11 protein-coding genes are annotated in these 13,954 nt (G+C 40.0%); 5 read left to right on the forward strand and 6 right to left on the reverse strand.

Translation table 11 applies throughout. The features are described from left to right. Positions 1-364: 364 nt before the first annotated feature. From GTQ43_RS13360 to serA, 3 genes are all read right to left on the reverse strand, one after another. A complete protein-coding gene (locus GTQ43_RS13360) occupies positions 365-1,675 on the reverse strand; it encodes a hypothetical protein (RefSeq protein WP_265273088.1) in 1,311 nt (436 codons plus the stop codon). An 87-nt stretch (positions 1,676-1,762) separates the two neighbouring features. Further along, the gene (gene prmA / locus GTQ43_RS13365) at positions 1,763-2,683 is read right to left on the reverse strand and encodes a 50S ribosomal protein L11 methyltransferase (protein ID WP_265273089.1); all 921 of its coding nucleotides are present in this window, start codon (positions 2,681-2,683) and stop codon (positions 1,763-1,765) included. Between the two features lie 124 nt (positions 2,684-2,807). Then, positions 2,808-4,388 (reverse strand): phosphoglycerate dehydrogenase, encoded by a 1,581-nt coding sequence (gene serA / locus GTQ43_RS13370; RefSeq protein ID WP_265273090.1) that lies wholly within the window; start codon positions 4,386-4,388, stop codon positions 2,808-2,810. 607 nt (positions 4,389-4,995) lie between these two features. Between serA and GTQ43_RS13375 the strand changes: the two genes are divergently transcribed. After that, positions 4,996-5,319 carry a phasin family protein gene (locus tag GTQ43_RS13375; protein WP_265273091.1) on the forward strand — a complete coding sequence of 108 codons (324 nt, stop codon included), beginning with the start codon at positions 4,996-4,998 and terminating at the stop codon, positions 5,317-5,319. A 78-nt stretch (positions 5,320-5,397) separates the two neighbouring features. Then, positions 5,398-5,919, forward strand: coding sequence for an FKBP-type peptidyl-prolyl cis-trans isomerase (locus GTQ43_RS13380; protein WP_265273092.1), 522 nt, complete (start codon positions 5,398-5,400; stop codon positions 5,917-5,919). Between the two features lie 113 nt (positions 5,920-6,032). Here GTQ43_RS13380 and dnaB read toward each other — a convergent pair whose 3' ends face one another. From dnaB to gloB, 3 genes are all read right to left on the reverse strand, one after another. Further along, positions 6,033-8,864, reverse strand: a complete 2,832-nt coding sequence (gene dnaB, locus GTQ43_RS13385; protein WP_265273093.1) for a replicative DNA helicase — start codon at positions 8,862-8,864, stop codon at positions 6,033-6,035. Positions 8,865-8,988: 124 nt separating this feature from the next. Then, positions 8,989-9,447 (reverse strand): 50S ribosomal protein L9, encoded by a 459-nt coding sequence (gene rplI / locus GTQ43_RS13390; RefSeq protein WP_265273094.1) that lies wholly within the window; start codon positions 9,445-9,447, stop codon positions 8,989-8,991. A 210-nt stretch (positions 9,448-9,657) separates the two neighbouring features. After that, positions 9,658-10,431, reverse strand: a complete 774-nt coding sequence (gene gloB, locus GTQ43_RS13395; protein ID WP_265273095.1) for a hydroxyacylglutathione hydrolase — start codon at positions 10,429-10,431, stop codon at positions 9,658-9,660. 348 nt (positions 10,432-10,779) lie between these two features. Between gloB and GTQ43_RS13400 the strand changes: the two genes are divergently transcribed. Genes GTQ43_RS13400 through GTQ43_RS13410 form a run of 3 tightly spaced genes read left to right on the forward strand, consistent with a single transcriptional unit; the run spans position 10,780 to position 13,786 of the window. Then, complete coding sequence (locus GTQ43_RS13400; protein ID WP_265273096.1) at positions 10,780-11,703, forward strand: alpha-1,2-fucosyltransferase; 924 nt, start codon at positions 10,780-10,782, stop codon at positions 11,701-11,703. Between the two features lie 48 nt (positions 11,704-11,751). Next, positions 11,752-12,594 (forward strand): glycosyltransferase, encoded by an 843-nt coding sequence (locus tag GTQ43_RS13405; RefSeq protein ID WP_265273097.1) that lies wholly within the window; start codon positions 11,752-11,754, stop codon positions 12,592-12,594. A gap of 25 nt (positions 12,595-12,619) precedes the next feature. After that, positions 12,620-13,786 (forward strand): glycosyltransferase family 4 protein, encoded by a 1,167-nt coding sequence (locus GTQ43_RS13410; protein WP_265273756.1) that lies wholly within the window; start codon positions 12,620-12,622, stop codon positions 13,784-13,786. Positions 13,787-13,954 lie beyond the last annotated feature (168 nt).

Consider the following 13,954-nt stretch of genomic DNA (forward strand, 5'->3'; position numbering starts at 1 on the left):
TCCAACTGTAAGTTAAGTCGGCGAGAAAAATTCAATGTATATGAAGAAATATAAATTATTCGTAGGGTGTGTTGAGCCGTAGGCTAACGCACCTTGAATTGTTAACGGTGCGGCGCTTGGCGACAACGAGTCTATGCGTCCTTCTCTAAGGGATTTCCAAAAAATAAATTATTTCTCTTGTGGGGTTGGCATCCTGCCAGCCTTAAATATAGGACGGTTGAGGACACCCATCCCACAAGAAAATTTGGGATGTTTTTTATTTGTCAGTCCCTAACGAGACGCGCGCGAATGCAGTTTGACTCTGATGCTAATTCATCAAGGTGCGTAGACTGTTGTAGATATCGTTTAGCCGTTTCGAGTACTATTAACTTTGCTTGTTTGAGATTACTGTACTGGTTTTATCATTTTCTAGTTCTCTCATTAGAGAATCAAAACCGCTAGTGTTGTTTCCGCTTTGGGCAAATAAAGACCGAATTTTACTTATTACCGCACTCATATTATTAGAGAAAAACCTACCTAGATTATTCACAAAGTTTCTCAGCTTCTCAAATATCCCCATTTCTACGGTAGAGTACTTATTGACAATTGGATATACAACTTTTCCTTTTTCTGTCTCATAGTACTCTTGTTCAGGCATCAACATAGATGTAAGTGGTTGCACCTGTTTTGCCATATCTGCTTCGGTTCGTTTATGACTGAGGAATAAAACATCATAAATTTTTCCGTTCCAGGTAGCCCAATAATGGTTTTGAAAAAACCATCGTTTTCCGTCATCACAATTGGGCTTTTTCCCTTGGTGTGGTGTAGCTCCAGCTTCAGTCAGAAAAGGTTTGGCAATGCTTTCAACTGTTATTTTATCGATGCCAAAATATTCTTCGGCAACTTTTTTAAAAGCCCTGGCTAATGTCTGACAATCTCCTTCTGGAGAGCCTTTTAAGAGAGTTTCTTGACTCTTGCTTACCATTGTGTATTGAAATTGGATATTTCCAAAATTTTTGAAAAGCTGTTCCAGGATTTTATCTTCTGGCAATGTATCATCTATGCCATTTACCAAGGTTTTGGCTAGAGAGTAGTCTTGTAAAAATTTTTGTTTTTTATCTGTTGAATTGTTTGCTGCTAATATTTCTTCAGAGCTTGCTTGTTGGTTGCTGCTAACTGGTAGGGTCGTCTGCTGCGTGTCCTGGTTTTGTGAAGCAGCTGGATTAATTTGGCTGATTACAGAAGTAGCTACTCTATCGGCTTCTTGCTCATACCGATCTCCTGATTGACCAATAGTAAGTTTTGGCTGTATTAGTGGTTGCATTTGTACGGCTGATACACTATCAGCACGTTTTATCGCCATTTTGCTCAGGTTATGACCAAACTGGGAAGAGTGTTCCTTTCCTTGTTGCAACGACTCATTCATCTTTGCCTGTAAGAGAGTGAGTCGTTCCTGTCCCGCTGGCGTGATTGTGCCATGCTTGGCTTGAATCTGGAGTTTTGTTGCCTCAAACCGATCCTGTTGAAATTTTTGATTCTCCACTTTTGCCTGTACTATAGGCTTTTGGGAGCTAAGTTGAGAATGAGTAGTTAACAGGTGCGTAGGCGTAGCCTGTCGTAGAGATCGCAAATGGCTTTGTTCTGACTTAGAAGCGGATGAGTCAGCTTTTTTGTAGATTTGTAGCCGTTCTTTCATCGCTAGTTTCAAAAGTCAATAGTGGATAATGTATATATTATGTCACTTCCGATTACTTGATAATTTATATTTATACTTAAGTTGAAGTTAAGAACGGCGTACATTCAAGCAACACCATTCTTTTCGTTTCCATAGGGTAGCCACAACCCAACCATTTTGTTCTAAAGCGTCAGCGACAGCTTTAGATTGTTCTAGTAAAATACCGCTGAAGATTGCCCAAGTGTCAGGTTTAGCGATCGCACTCATTTCTGGAACCAATTCAATAATTACATGAGCCAAAATATTGCACACAATACCGTCTACTGGTTTTTCAAGCAGTTTTGTCAAAATGTCTACGCTTCCCTGTGCAGATAGTAAACGTTCTGAGCTAATGTCATTCAGGGCAGCATTGCTGATAGTTGATTGCACCGCTAAAGGGTCAGTATCTACTGCATAGACTTTCTCTGCTCCCAGTAACAACGCCCCGATAGAAAGGATACCAGAACCACAACCAATATCCGCAATTACCAGATGTTCGTGTTTACCACCAGTCCTCACAAATGACTGAGGAACTCCACTCAGCCGCATTTCCAGCGATTCCAAACATAACTGAGTGGTGGCATGGTTTCCTGTGCCAAATGCTACGCCAGGGTCGAGACGAATTACTAACCGTTCCGTTGTTTCTGGTAATGGTAGCCACGCAGGGTTAATTAGAAAGCGATCGCCTATTTCTTGTGGATGCCAATATTGTTTCCAGCTAGTTGCCCAATCTTCTTCATCAATTAACTGCCATTGCAGAGAGGGAGATGAAATTCCTACACACAGAGCATCTTGACGCAGCCACAGCGACAGCGCCGCCAAATCTAGTAGCTGTGTTTGAATGGTTGATAAGTAAGCCCTGACTAAAGATAAATTTCCTTTATTTTCACTAGCTGTCCCCCGACAGCCAAAATCTTCCAGTCGCCAAAAGATCGAATCTTCTAGGTCTGGCTCACATAAAATCTGTAGTTCCCACCAGGTGTTTGCCATTTTCGAGTGCTGAGTGCTTAGTTTGAGAGAGTTAGGAGTTAGGAGTTAGGAGTTAGGAGTTAGGAGTTTTCTTGTTTAACTTCTAATTCATAACTACTCACTCCTAACTTTTTTCACTCAGCACTCATAGAGTTACTGTATACGCGTCCCGAATACCAGGGACTTTTATAATCTCATCCAGAATGCCTTCAGGTAGAGGATCGTCTATACTCAGAGCCATTACCGCATCACCACGGACAATTTTACGACCTACTTGCATACTGGCAATATTCACATTAAAACTGCCGAGCAGGGAACCAAGTTTGCCGATAATCCCTGGCATATCGCGGTGCAGGGTAAACAGCATATATTTGCTGGGTGGGACGTTAATGGGGAAACCGTCAACATCAGTTAGGTGGATTTCCCGTTCACCCAGCAAAGCACCTGTGACAGAGTGAGTACCTAAAGTACCCGTGGCTTCTAAATGAAGCGTTCCAGCATAGTCTCTGATGGAAGCATCGCGGGTTTCAATCACTCTAATTCCACGTTCTTTAGCTTCTATGCTGGCATTGACGTAATTTACCCGTTCTCGCAAAGCTTGATAAAGTAATCCTTTGAGGGCAGCTACTATCAAAGGCTGACTTTTGTTAGTTGCGAGTTCCCCTTGCAGTCGAATATTAAGTACTTCGACCCGTCCGCCAGCTAGCTGTCCTACCAGATTACCTAGAGTTTCTGCCAGTTGCATATAGGGTTTGAGTTCTTCCAACACATCGGGGCCTAGTCCGGGAATGTTGACGGCTGAACGCGCTGGTAGTCCTAAAAGGACATCCCGAATTTGTTCAGCAACATCAATAGCTACATTTACTTGAGCTTCGGCGGTAGAGGCTCCTAAGTGCGGGGTGAGGATAACTTCTTTACCTAGCGATCGCAATTCCGATTCACCTAGTGGTTCTGACTCGAACACATCCAAGGCTGCACCCCCAATTTTACCCGCTTTTAGAGCTGCTGCTAAAGCTACTTCATCAATGATCCCACCGCGAGCGCAGTTGATAATCCGGGCTGTGGGTTTCATTTTTGCCAGAGTTGTGGCATTGATTAGGTGGGTGGTTTCTGGGGTTTTTGGGATGTGTAGAGTGATGTAGTCTGCTTGTTGGAAGAGTAAATCTAGCTCCACCAACTGGCAGCCAAGTTGTTCCGCTCGTTCTGTAGAAATAAAAGGGTCATAAGCTAAAAGTTTCATCCCCATTGTCTTAGCTACAGCCGCAACATGGGAGCCAATTTTACCCAAACCGACAACGCCGAGGGTTTTTTTATAAACTTCCGCACCAACAAAGCTATTGCGATCCCACGCACCGCGTTTCACCGAGGCATTAGCATCGGGGATGTGGCGAGACAAAGCCAAAATCATCGCCAGGGCGTGTTCGGCAGCAGCAATTGTATTTCCCTCTGGAGAATTGACTACTACAATTCCCCGTCGTGTGGCTGCGGGAACATCCACATTATCCACACCCACACCAGCACGACCGATAATTTTTAGCTGGGTGCCGGCTTCAATGATTTCTTGAGTGACGCGTGTACTAGAGCGAATCATCAGCGCGTCATACTCACCAATAATCTCTAGCAGTTGGGCTGGTTTTAGACCTAGTTTGACATCAACGGTAGCAACTTGCGAAAGAATGTCAATTCCAGCTTGGTCAATAGAATCTGAGACAAGAACCTTAGACATGATTACTTCATTTAAAGCTACAGGTTTTGCTGCACAAGACTTTTTAGTTTAGTCTTTATCTGTCGCAATTCAGCAAAAATTATTCGTTTTAATATCAACTTAACCTTTACTTACGCTACGTGCTGATGGTATCGAAGCGTGAGTATTATCGGTGGGTACTGCCTCCTAAGTATTAGAACATGAGTGGCTGTTTGCACCACCCTGTCGCTAAATATAAAGCATTAATAGCACTAAGCACCTAATATATTTATTAATAGTTAAGAGCTACCAAAATTTTCTTTACTTTCTATTCATCTCAGTATTTTCTCACGAATGATTCCAGATTGCTATAGATAAAATTTTCCTTTAAGAGTACTCCAAGTAAAAAAATGCCCAATTGTCATTGCGAGCGTTCGCAATGACCGGTTTTGGATCATTTATTTTTTGGAACACTCTAAATCCAGGGCATCCTGAAACTTGAGTAGTTTTAGAATCACACCCTGTAATCTCTGTGTTTGCCAATTTGCCAAAATAGAGATGTAGGCTAGAAGAACTAGGCTTTTAGCATAGCTTGATTGCCTACACTCAGGAGCAAGGGTCGGCTGGTTTAAAACAAGTAAGAGGAAGTATGGACAATAGCAATTGGTTGCAACAGCTAATGATGGTGGGTCTGGGCACAACGTCTTTAGTTGCAGAAAAACTGCGCCAAGTTAGCGATGACTTGGTTAAAGATGGTAAGCTCAATCCTGAGCAAGCCAAGGCAGTGATAGACGATCTTGCCCAGCAGTTAAAGTCGGAGCAGGGAAACTGGGATGTCCAGATGCAAAGACAAATGCGAAATATGATGCAAGATTTGGGGGTAGCTCGCCAGTCAGAAGTGGATGAACTGCGGGGTAGAATTGACCGTTTAGAGCGTCAATTGCGCGATTTAGAAAATAAGCTTTGGCGTTAAGATGTTCTTTGTGATTTAAACTAATTGTGTCCTATTGGTAATCTTTTAGCCAGGATACTTAAGTAAGGAGAACTGATTTTGAAACCAATTTTCCTCAGCGTGGCGTTCATGCTGGTGTGTGTTGTACTTTTGGTCGTGGGGCAAGTTAGCAGTAAACAGAATACTGCCATTGCTGCCGAGTTAACCCAAACGCCTCCAGCAGCCACAGATGTAACTGAAAACAATATCTTAATTGCGAGCAATACTATGTCTGATGCGAATGCCGTAACCACCCCCTCTGGATTAAAGTATGTCGAGTTCAAAGAGGGGACTGGGGCGACTCCTCAACCTGGACAAACGGTTGAAGTTCACTATGTCGGCACTTTAGAAGATGGTACTAAGTTTGATAGTTCACGCGATCGCGGCCAACCCTTCAGCTTTAAAATTGGGATTGGTCAGGTAATCAAAGGTTGGGATGAAGGACTTAGCACCATGAAAGTAGGCGGTCGTCGTCAGTTAATCATCCCCCCAGAATTAGGTTATGGCGCTCGTGGTGCTGGTGGTGTAATTCCGCCTAACGCCACTCTATTATTTGATGTGGAATTGCTGGGAGTTAAGTAGAAATTGGGACATTGGGCATTGGGCATTGGGCATTGGGAATAAGTAAATAATCTAACTTTTAATCTTCTGCTCCCCAGTCCCCAATATCCAGTCCCCAATCCCCAATTTAATAGCTAAATTTTTAAATTTTGAAACTTTGTAAACTGTGGATTAAATAAAAGTTTCGCAGTACCTGTAGGGCCGTTGCGGTGTTTAGCTATAATTACTTCTGCAATACCGCGATCGGGAGTATCTGGAGAGTAATATTCGTCGCGGTATAACATTATTACTAAATCCGCGTCTTGTTCGATCGAACCTGATTCTCTCAAATCTGACAACATTGGACGCTTATTAGTGCGTGCTTCCACACCTCGACTCAACTGAGATAGGGCAATAACTGGTACAGATAATTCCCGCGCTAAACCTTTGAGTTGACGCGTAATTTTTGATAATTCTTGTACGCGATTATCACCTGCTCCTTCCATCAATTGTAAGTAATCTATTACAATTAATCCTAATTCAGTTCCAACTTCCGCTTGTAGTCTTCTTGCCTGACTACGCATTTGTGTAACTGTAATATTCGGCGTATCGTCAATATAAATTGGCATCTCCGAAAGGATACCAATAGCACGGCTTAAAGGTTCCCACTGGGTTTGACTAAGGCGGCCAGTCCGCAAATAACTACTTTCAATTTGCGCTTCACTAGCTAATAAACGTTGCGTCAGTTGCTCTTTGGACATTTCCAAGCTGAAAAAAGCAACTGGTAATTTATAAGAAGCGGCGATATTATGAGCAAGGTTTAAGCAAAATGCTGTATTGTGAACACAAATATCATTGGCAACAAAATTGTGTGTTTCTGGAATTGTTAAGTCATAAACTTGCTTGTTACCCACCGACTCAATCGTAACTATTTCATCCCAATAAACATCACTGGTTGCTAACTGTTGAAGTGGTAAATTATCTAAAGCTGTGGCTAGTATCCAAAGTCTTTCACGCTTTAAGGCACGTTTCCCAAGATGCATATTTGTTGGCCCTTGAATCCCTGCACGTCTAGCTAAACTACTCCAAGTTTCATTACCTTTTACTGCTGCTATTTGTGACCAAATCTCTAAAGGTATCAAGTCACGATTAGTTTGATATCTATGCAGAGATATTGCATCTGTAACTTTTGCTATTGCTTCTTCTTTACTGAAGATACCTATTTCGGCGATAAAAGCTTTGATAGATAAGGCATCAGTTATATCTAATTGCCACGCCGTTCTGCGGGTGTTGTTATACTTGATAGACCGCTTTCTCAGAGAGGCGATGATGCCAAATCTTAATAAAAGATGTTGGATTTGTCTTGCTAATTTCTCGCTGACTGTTCCATATCCTAACTGTGCTTGACCGCTAGTAAGTAGTGTAGCCCATCCATCTGTGGCAAAGAGACGATTCAGAAATAAAGATATTTGCGATCGCTCTAATTGAAAAACAATTGGTGGAATAGTCTTACCATGAGCATTTTTGCCCCACAAACCTAATTCTTCTAACCAAAGTGTCAGTGAATTTTTCCGAGATTTGCTCATACAAGCAAGTCCATGAGATACAAACTCTTCTGACTCTAATTGCAAAATTTCGCATAATAGCTCAAAAGTCTCTAAATTTGGTACACACACTCCCTGCTTCCAAGCGCAAAGTAAAGTAGGGCTGACTCCAACTAATTGACTTATGTCTTTTCCTGTCAATGACTGCGATTGAATCTTTAGTTTAAAATTTTCAGCAAAAATCTGCCTTTGAATAGCAATAAATTGCAAATCTCCACTTACACAAAGTGATGGTGTGCGTGTATCCTGAGAATTTTCCCAACGCACTGTTAAACCACCAAAATCCGCAACTGCTTGCGAAAAATCGGCTTGCAGCAATGGATTACTATTTGTAAATCGTGGATTGCAGTTAGTTAATCCGCCATCGCCAATTAAATAAGCTAATAACTTTACTTCGCATTCACGGATAGTTTTTGTACCAAATACATCTATTTTTCGCGGGACAGCAATTTTATCACCCACTTTCAAATGTTCTAATCTTTGCCAGCCTCTAATAGTTAAATATGGATGGGTGATTGTAGTTTCAATAGACCTACCTAAGCGAGTTGTTACGCGAAAAACTGGTTTGATACCATCATCTACAAATGCACAGGGTTGAGTAAAGGTAAATTTCCAGTCTTTGTTTAACGTCAATAATGAGGCATGACGTTGATTGTATAATTCTTCAATTGTGATAATTTGTCCATCTGCTAAAACTATTTCTGAATCAAAGCTGAGACATTTTCCCATTGATGGGCGGCCCGCAACAATAATCAAATCAGAGCGCTGAAAGCCGCTAGTCATGGCATCTAAATCGTAAAATCCGCAGGGAATTCCAGGTAAGGCTATGCCTTGATTTCGATCTTCAATATCCTGGAAATTATTAATTAGAGTATCAGAAATGTGAACTAAACCCGATTGTGGACGTTCTTGAGTCACACCAAATACTTTCTGTTCTGCTTGGTCTAAAACAGTTGGTAACTCGGTTTCTGTCTCGTAACCAAGATGGACAATTTCATTGCCAGCTTTAATTAACTGTCGCCGCAGGTATTTGTCCATCACCAACCCTGCTAAAGCGTCGATGTTCACGGCTGATACTGTGCGGTCTACCAGAGTTGCTAATTTATTTCTGCCACCTATACGAGCAAGCATCTCATGGTCAGTTAGCCAACTGGTGACACAGAGCAAGTCTGTAGCTTTACCTTGGGCGTGGAGCCTCACAGCCGCTTGATAAATCTCTTTGTGGGCACTAATGTAAAAAGCTTCAGGAAGGAGGCGATCGCTAACTCGACTAATCGCTTCTGGATCTAGCAAAATACCCCCCAAAATCGCTTCTTCGGCCTCAATATTTTGTGGGGGGAGGCGATCGCTACCATCGCCTTTAAAACTCAGTTCTTCAGCCATATAACGATTTTAGTTTTGAGATTTTGCTAGAGACACGATTAATCGCCTCTGTACAGGAGTTAGAAGTTATTATTCACCTTTTCTTTACTCCTTCATCCTCGCGTCCCCCCCGCCCCTTCCTGAATTAGCTAGCGACGACTTGAATATCGACCTGTGCTACTACATCAGAATGCAATTTAATTTCGGCTTGATAAGTACCAAGGTGGTTAATATCGGGAATGGTAATTCCACGCCGATCTACTTCTTGACTGGTGGCTGCCTTAATTGCATCTGCAACATCTTGGGTGGTGATAGTACCAAAAATTGCTTCGTTTTCACCAACTGGCTTGGCAATTGTCAAGCTGCCAACTTTTTCTAAAGATTCTTTTTGCTCAAGAGCTTGTTGTTTGAGTTCTAATTGCCGTAGACGCTCTTGCTCACGACGGCGTTCTACTTGCTTGAGAATACCAGGAGTGGCATTGGTTGCCAATTTCTGGGGAATCAGATAATTTCGAGCATAGCCTGGAGCTACTTCTACTAAGTCGCCGGATTTTCCTAGCTTGCTGATATCCTGATTTAAAACTAACTGTACGCGTTTCGCCATCGTTTTTCCTGTAAAATCTGATTAATTTGGGTAAGGCTTGATAGCTCACAATGTCACTGCTGTATTCCAAGCTTCTTTGCCTATACCCTAAAGCTTACAGATCGTAGCGAAAGGAAGGGTGCGATCGCAACTATTCCCGTTAAAAAATTGAAAGAATGGGGAATTGGGAATAGGGGAGCAGAATAAGAATAACAAACAATGCCCAATTCCCTAAAAGTTATTTCTCATTTCCCGTATCCGCCCGAAAGTTTGCACTGCATCGCTAATCTTAAATTTTAATTGTAACGATGGCTGATCCCAACGTAAAAAGGGATTGGTGCGCTTCTCCACTCCTAGTAGCGAGGGGATAGTAGCTTCTCCTCGACTACGGTAAGCCTTCACTTCATTGAAGCGCCTTTGTAAGTCTGTGTTGTTGCCATCCACAGTTAAGGCAAATTGCAGATTCTTTAAGGTGTATTCGTGGGCACACCAAATATATGTATTATCAGGTAGAGAGCGCAATTTGCTTAAAGATTCTACCATTTGAGCCGGTGTTCCTTCAAATAAGCGACCGCAACCGCCAGAAAATAAGGTATCGCCGCAAAACAAATCGCCTGTCTCGCCAGCGTTTTCGGGGGGAAAGTAGTAAACGATGTGAGCGCGGGTATGTCCGGGAACAAAGATAACTTCAGCTATGCGGTCTGCAAACCGGACGCGATCGCCTTGTTGCAAAAACACCTGTTGTCCAGGAATTCTACCACGATCCTCCGCTCCTCCATAAACTATCAATTGCGGGAATTGTTCGATTAATTGCTTATTACCACCCACATGATCGTTATGGTGGTGCGTGTTGAAAATTGCTACCAACTCAGCTTTTAATTCTGCCAGTTTCTTTAATACTGGTTGAGACTCTGCTGGATCGACAACAGCGGCGATATTTTGTTTCTCATCATGTAACAAGAATATATAGTTGTCCGAGAGTGCTTCCAGACGAATTATCTGCATTACCCTTGCCTCTCTTATAAAATAGATGTTGGGTATTCAGTAACAAGGCTAATTGCACAAGCTACATCAAGTATTTATACTTTATTCATTATAACTGTAATCTACCATTTAGCACAGTATATTTACTGCACTCATCCAGTAATTATACTTAAAAAAATAAAAGCTGACTTGAAATTATCAGTGATTTTTCTCTGGTAATAACCGAAATTACACAGTTATATTTATTTTGTAATTTTCTGTTTTAAGGATACCAAGAAATCGATTAAATTATAGAGAATACTTAATTTAATTAATAAATTAAACACCATTTAAATTGTTTTAAACCAATAATTTACTGTTTATTTATATATGTTAATAATCTCTGCAAAATCTGGACAATTAGGCAATAGATTATTGCTATTTGCTAATTTTATAGCATTTGCTATTGAAAATAATTTCACAGTTATAAACCCAGCATTTGAAGAGTATGCTGATTTTTTTAGCTCAACATCTCAAGACTTTTTATGTTGTTACCCTCCTCCATCATTTTCAATTTCAGGAAACCAATTGCTACGTAAATATTACTATAATATTAATCGTTGGTTAGCTGAAAGTAAGCGCTTTAGCACAATTAATATTAAGCGTAATCAGCCCTTCAACTGGAGTAATTCAATTATCACAAAAGAGTTGAAATCAGGCTCTATGAACTTTTTTCAAGGATGGATGTTCCGCGATGGATGGTTTGTAGATGATATATCAAATTTAGAAAAACATGGTGAAAAAATTCGTGCTTATTTTCAACCTTTAAAGAAGTATCAGCTAAATGTAGCAAAACTCATATCCAATATTCGTAGCCAGACTGATGTGATCGTTGGAGTGCATATTCGTCATGGAGATTATCAGGAACATCAAAATGGCAAATATTTTTATTTAATTGAAGAATATTTAAAGGTTATGGAATCAGCACAAAGACTATTTCCTAACAAAAAAGTGACATTTTTGATTTGCTCAAATCAGAAGCCAAACGAGGATTATTTCCAACATTTATCTTATGTTTATGGCAATAATCATATAATTGAGGATATGTATTCTTTAGCTGAGTGTGATTATATTATTGGCCCTCCTAGTAGTTATAGTATGTGGGCTTCATTTTATGGTAATCGACCTCTCTATATGATTAGGGATGTGAATAAAACCTTAGAAATCGAAGATTTTATCCACTTTTACCAATGGCAAGGAGTTTTTCACTATAACGAAGACTGGAGTAAAAGTGTCTGGGAATGGACACATTAAGTTAGATTGACGGACTAGGATTAAAAGTAATATTTATTTAACTTATTTATGAAAACAGAAAATAGAGGATTTATTACTATTTTAACCGGGCTTTACTCTTTTCAAGATTGCATTCATTTTTTAGCAGCGGTTAGGAAGTTTCATCAAGAGCCAATAATTATTTTAATTGATAAAGTTCCAGTAGTTCTCTATCCATTATTAAAGGCTTTCAAAAATATAATTTTAAAGCCAGCACCGGCGAATGAAAATACTGTTTTAGCATCAAGGGAAGCAAAGCTGGCTCTATATACAGCCTCGGAGTTTGATAAAACAATTTATCTAGATTCAGATATTTGCTTATTATCTAATATCAACGACGTATTTGAGTATCTAGATGAATATGACTTTTTATTAACTGAAGATGTAGAACCTTCTATTTTGAAAGCTACAAATTTATTACGTGGTAAACAAGAAGAACTCTTAGCAAATGTTGTGCCAATTCTGCAATCGGTAGGTTTACCATTACAAGCAGATAGTGTGCAATATAACGGCGGTTTTATGGCTTTTCGGAAAACAGAAGTAACCAAGGTATTTTTTGAAGAATTTAAAGGTTATTTTGAGATTGTCAAAAATAACCAAGATAAATTGCTCCTAAAAGATCAAGGTGCTTTTGCTGCTGCGATCGCATCTGTACGCCCTCACATGAAAACCCTGCCACCTACCTATAATTATCTCAGTAAGTGGGGAGAAGACTATGATGTTCAAGACCAAATAAAAGTCCTTCACTGTACCTATCCTTATCGACCCCAGTATGCTAAAAATATTAGTCGTTCTTTATACACAAGAGTTTTTGATAGATTTGCTAAAGTATTTTTACCGAATCAAGTTACAAATCCTTGGCGGAAAAAATGATTTAAAAATAGAGAAATAGGTGATGATGAGAGAAAAATTAAAGATATCACTGCTGGTATGGAATTTATCAACTAATGATGGTTTTATTCGTGCATCTTTATTAAAAAAAGCCCTGCTCAAATTAGGCTATAAAGTGCAAATATTCGGATTTTTATTTGATAAAGAGTTATATAAAGCGATCTCTTCTGAAGATCAAGTATATTCTGTCAGTGGCTCAAATTATCCAGATTTTTTTAAATCTATTAGTGAAATTCTCAAAATTATTGATGGAGATATTATTTATGCAATCAAACCTCAGCCAGCAAGTTTTGGTGTTGCACTTTTAAAGAAACTCTATAGCAAAATACCAGTTATTTTAGATATAGATGACTGGGAACTTAGCTGGTATGGTGGCGACAAATGGCATTATCGTCCTACACTCAAACAGTTAGCGAGGGATTTACTTAAAAAAGATGGAGTTTTGAGATCGCCTAATCATCCTTTGTATTTGAAATGGATGGAAGGTTTGGTGAATCAAGCTAATGCAGTAACCGTACATACTAGCTTTTTGCAGCAGCGTTTTGGCGGTCAGTTTGTTCCCAATGGTAAAGATACCTCCTTATTTGACCCGACTCGATACAATTCTGAAGAAAGTAGAAGTCGTTATGGTTTATCTGAATATCGAATTTTAATGTTTCCTGGTGCGCCAAGACCTTATAAAGGTCTAGAAGATGTTCTGATAGCACTAGATAAAATTAATCAGCCAGACTTAAGACTAGTGATTGTGGGTGGTAGTCCTTATGATAATTATGATGAGCAACTTCAACAAAAGTGGGGACGCTGGATTATCAAATTGCCAAATTATCCAGCTGATATTATGCCTGATTTGGTAGCAGCAGCTCACATCGTAGTCGTTCCCCAGCGAGATACCCCAGAAACTCGCGCTCAATTTCCCTTAAAGTTGACAGATGGCATGGCAATGGCTAAACCTATATTATCAACACGCGTTGGAGATATTCCCAAAATCTTAGGTGATACTGGTTATTTAGTCGAGCCAGCTTGTCCTGAACAGATTACAGAACAGATTCAATTGATTTTTGAGAATTTAGAGTCCGCAAATCAGCAAGGTATCAAGGCAAGACAAAGATGTGTGGAACTCTATAGTATAGAGGCGATGTCTTCTGTACTAGAGTCGGTAATTACTCGGTTGTAAATATTAATAGGGCATAGGGCATTGAAAAAGAGATTTTGATTTCCTGATTGTGCCAAATTAATATTTTATTTGGAAGAATCTCTAGAAGGTGATGTTGTAGGAATTTAACTATATTTTAACGGGGTTGAGATATGAAAATTATTTAGTTTGATTTCTTTCATAATTAGC

The sequence above is a fragment of the Nostoc sp. KVJ3 genome (genome assembly GCF_026127265.1).
Lineage (GTDB): Bacteria > Cyanobacteriota > Cyanobacteriia > Cyanobacteriales > Nostocaceae > Nostoc.

Bases quoted from the DNA above. Each gene is read 5' to 3' on its own strand.
- GTQ43_RS13400 (WP_265273096.1), top strand. From the start codon at position 10,780: ATGTTAATAATCTCTGCAAAATCTGGACAATTAGGCAATAGATTATTG.
- rplI (WP_265273094.1), bottom strand. From the start codon at position 9,447: ATGGCGAAACGCGTACAGTTAGTTTTAAATCAGGATATCAGCAAGCTA.
- GTQ43_RS13405 (WP_265273097.1), top strand. From the start codon at position 11,752: ATGAAAACAGAAAATAGAGGATTTATTACTATTTTAACCGGGCTTTAC.
- GTQ43_RS13360 (WP_265273088.1), bottom strand. From the start codon at position 1,675: ATGAAAGAACGGCTACAAATCTACAAAAAAGCTGACTCATCCGCTTCT.
- GTQ43_RS13410 (WP_265273756.1), top strand. From the start codon at position 12,620: ATGAGAGAAAAATTAAAGATATCACTGCTGGTATGGAATTTATCAACT.
- gloB (WP_265273095.1), bottom strand. From the start codon at position 10,431: ATGCAGATAATTCGTCTGGAAGCACTCTCGGACAACTATATATTCTTG.
- prmA (WP_265273089.1), bottom strand. From the start codon at position 2,683: ATGGCAAACACCTGGTGGGAACTACAGATTTTATGTGAGCCAGACCTA.
- serA (WP_265273090.1), bottom strand. From the start codon at position 4,388: ATGTCTAAGGTTCTTGTCTCAGATTCTATTGACCAAGCTGGAATTGAC.
- dnaB (WP_265273093.1), bottom strand. From the start codon at position 8,864: ATGGCTGAAGAACTGAGTTTTAAAGGCGATGGTAGCGATCGCCTCCCC.
- GTQ43_RS13375 (WP_265273091.1), top strand. From the start codon at position 4,996: ATGGACAATAGCAATTGGTTGCAACAGCTAATGATGGTGGGTCTGGGC.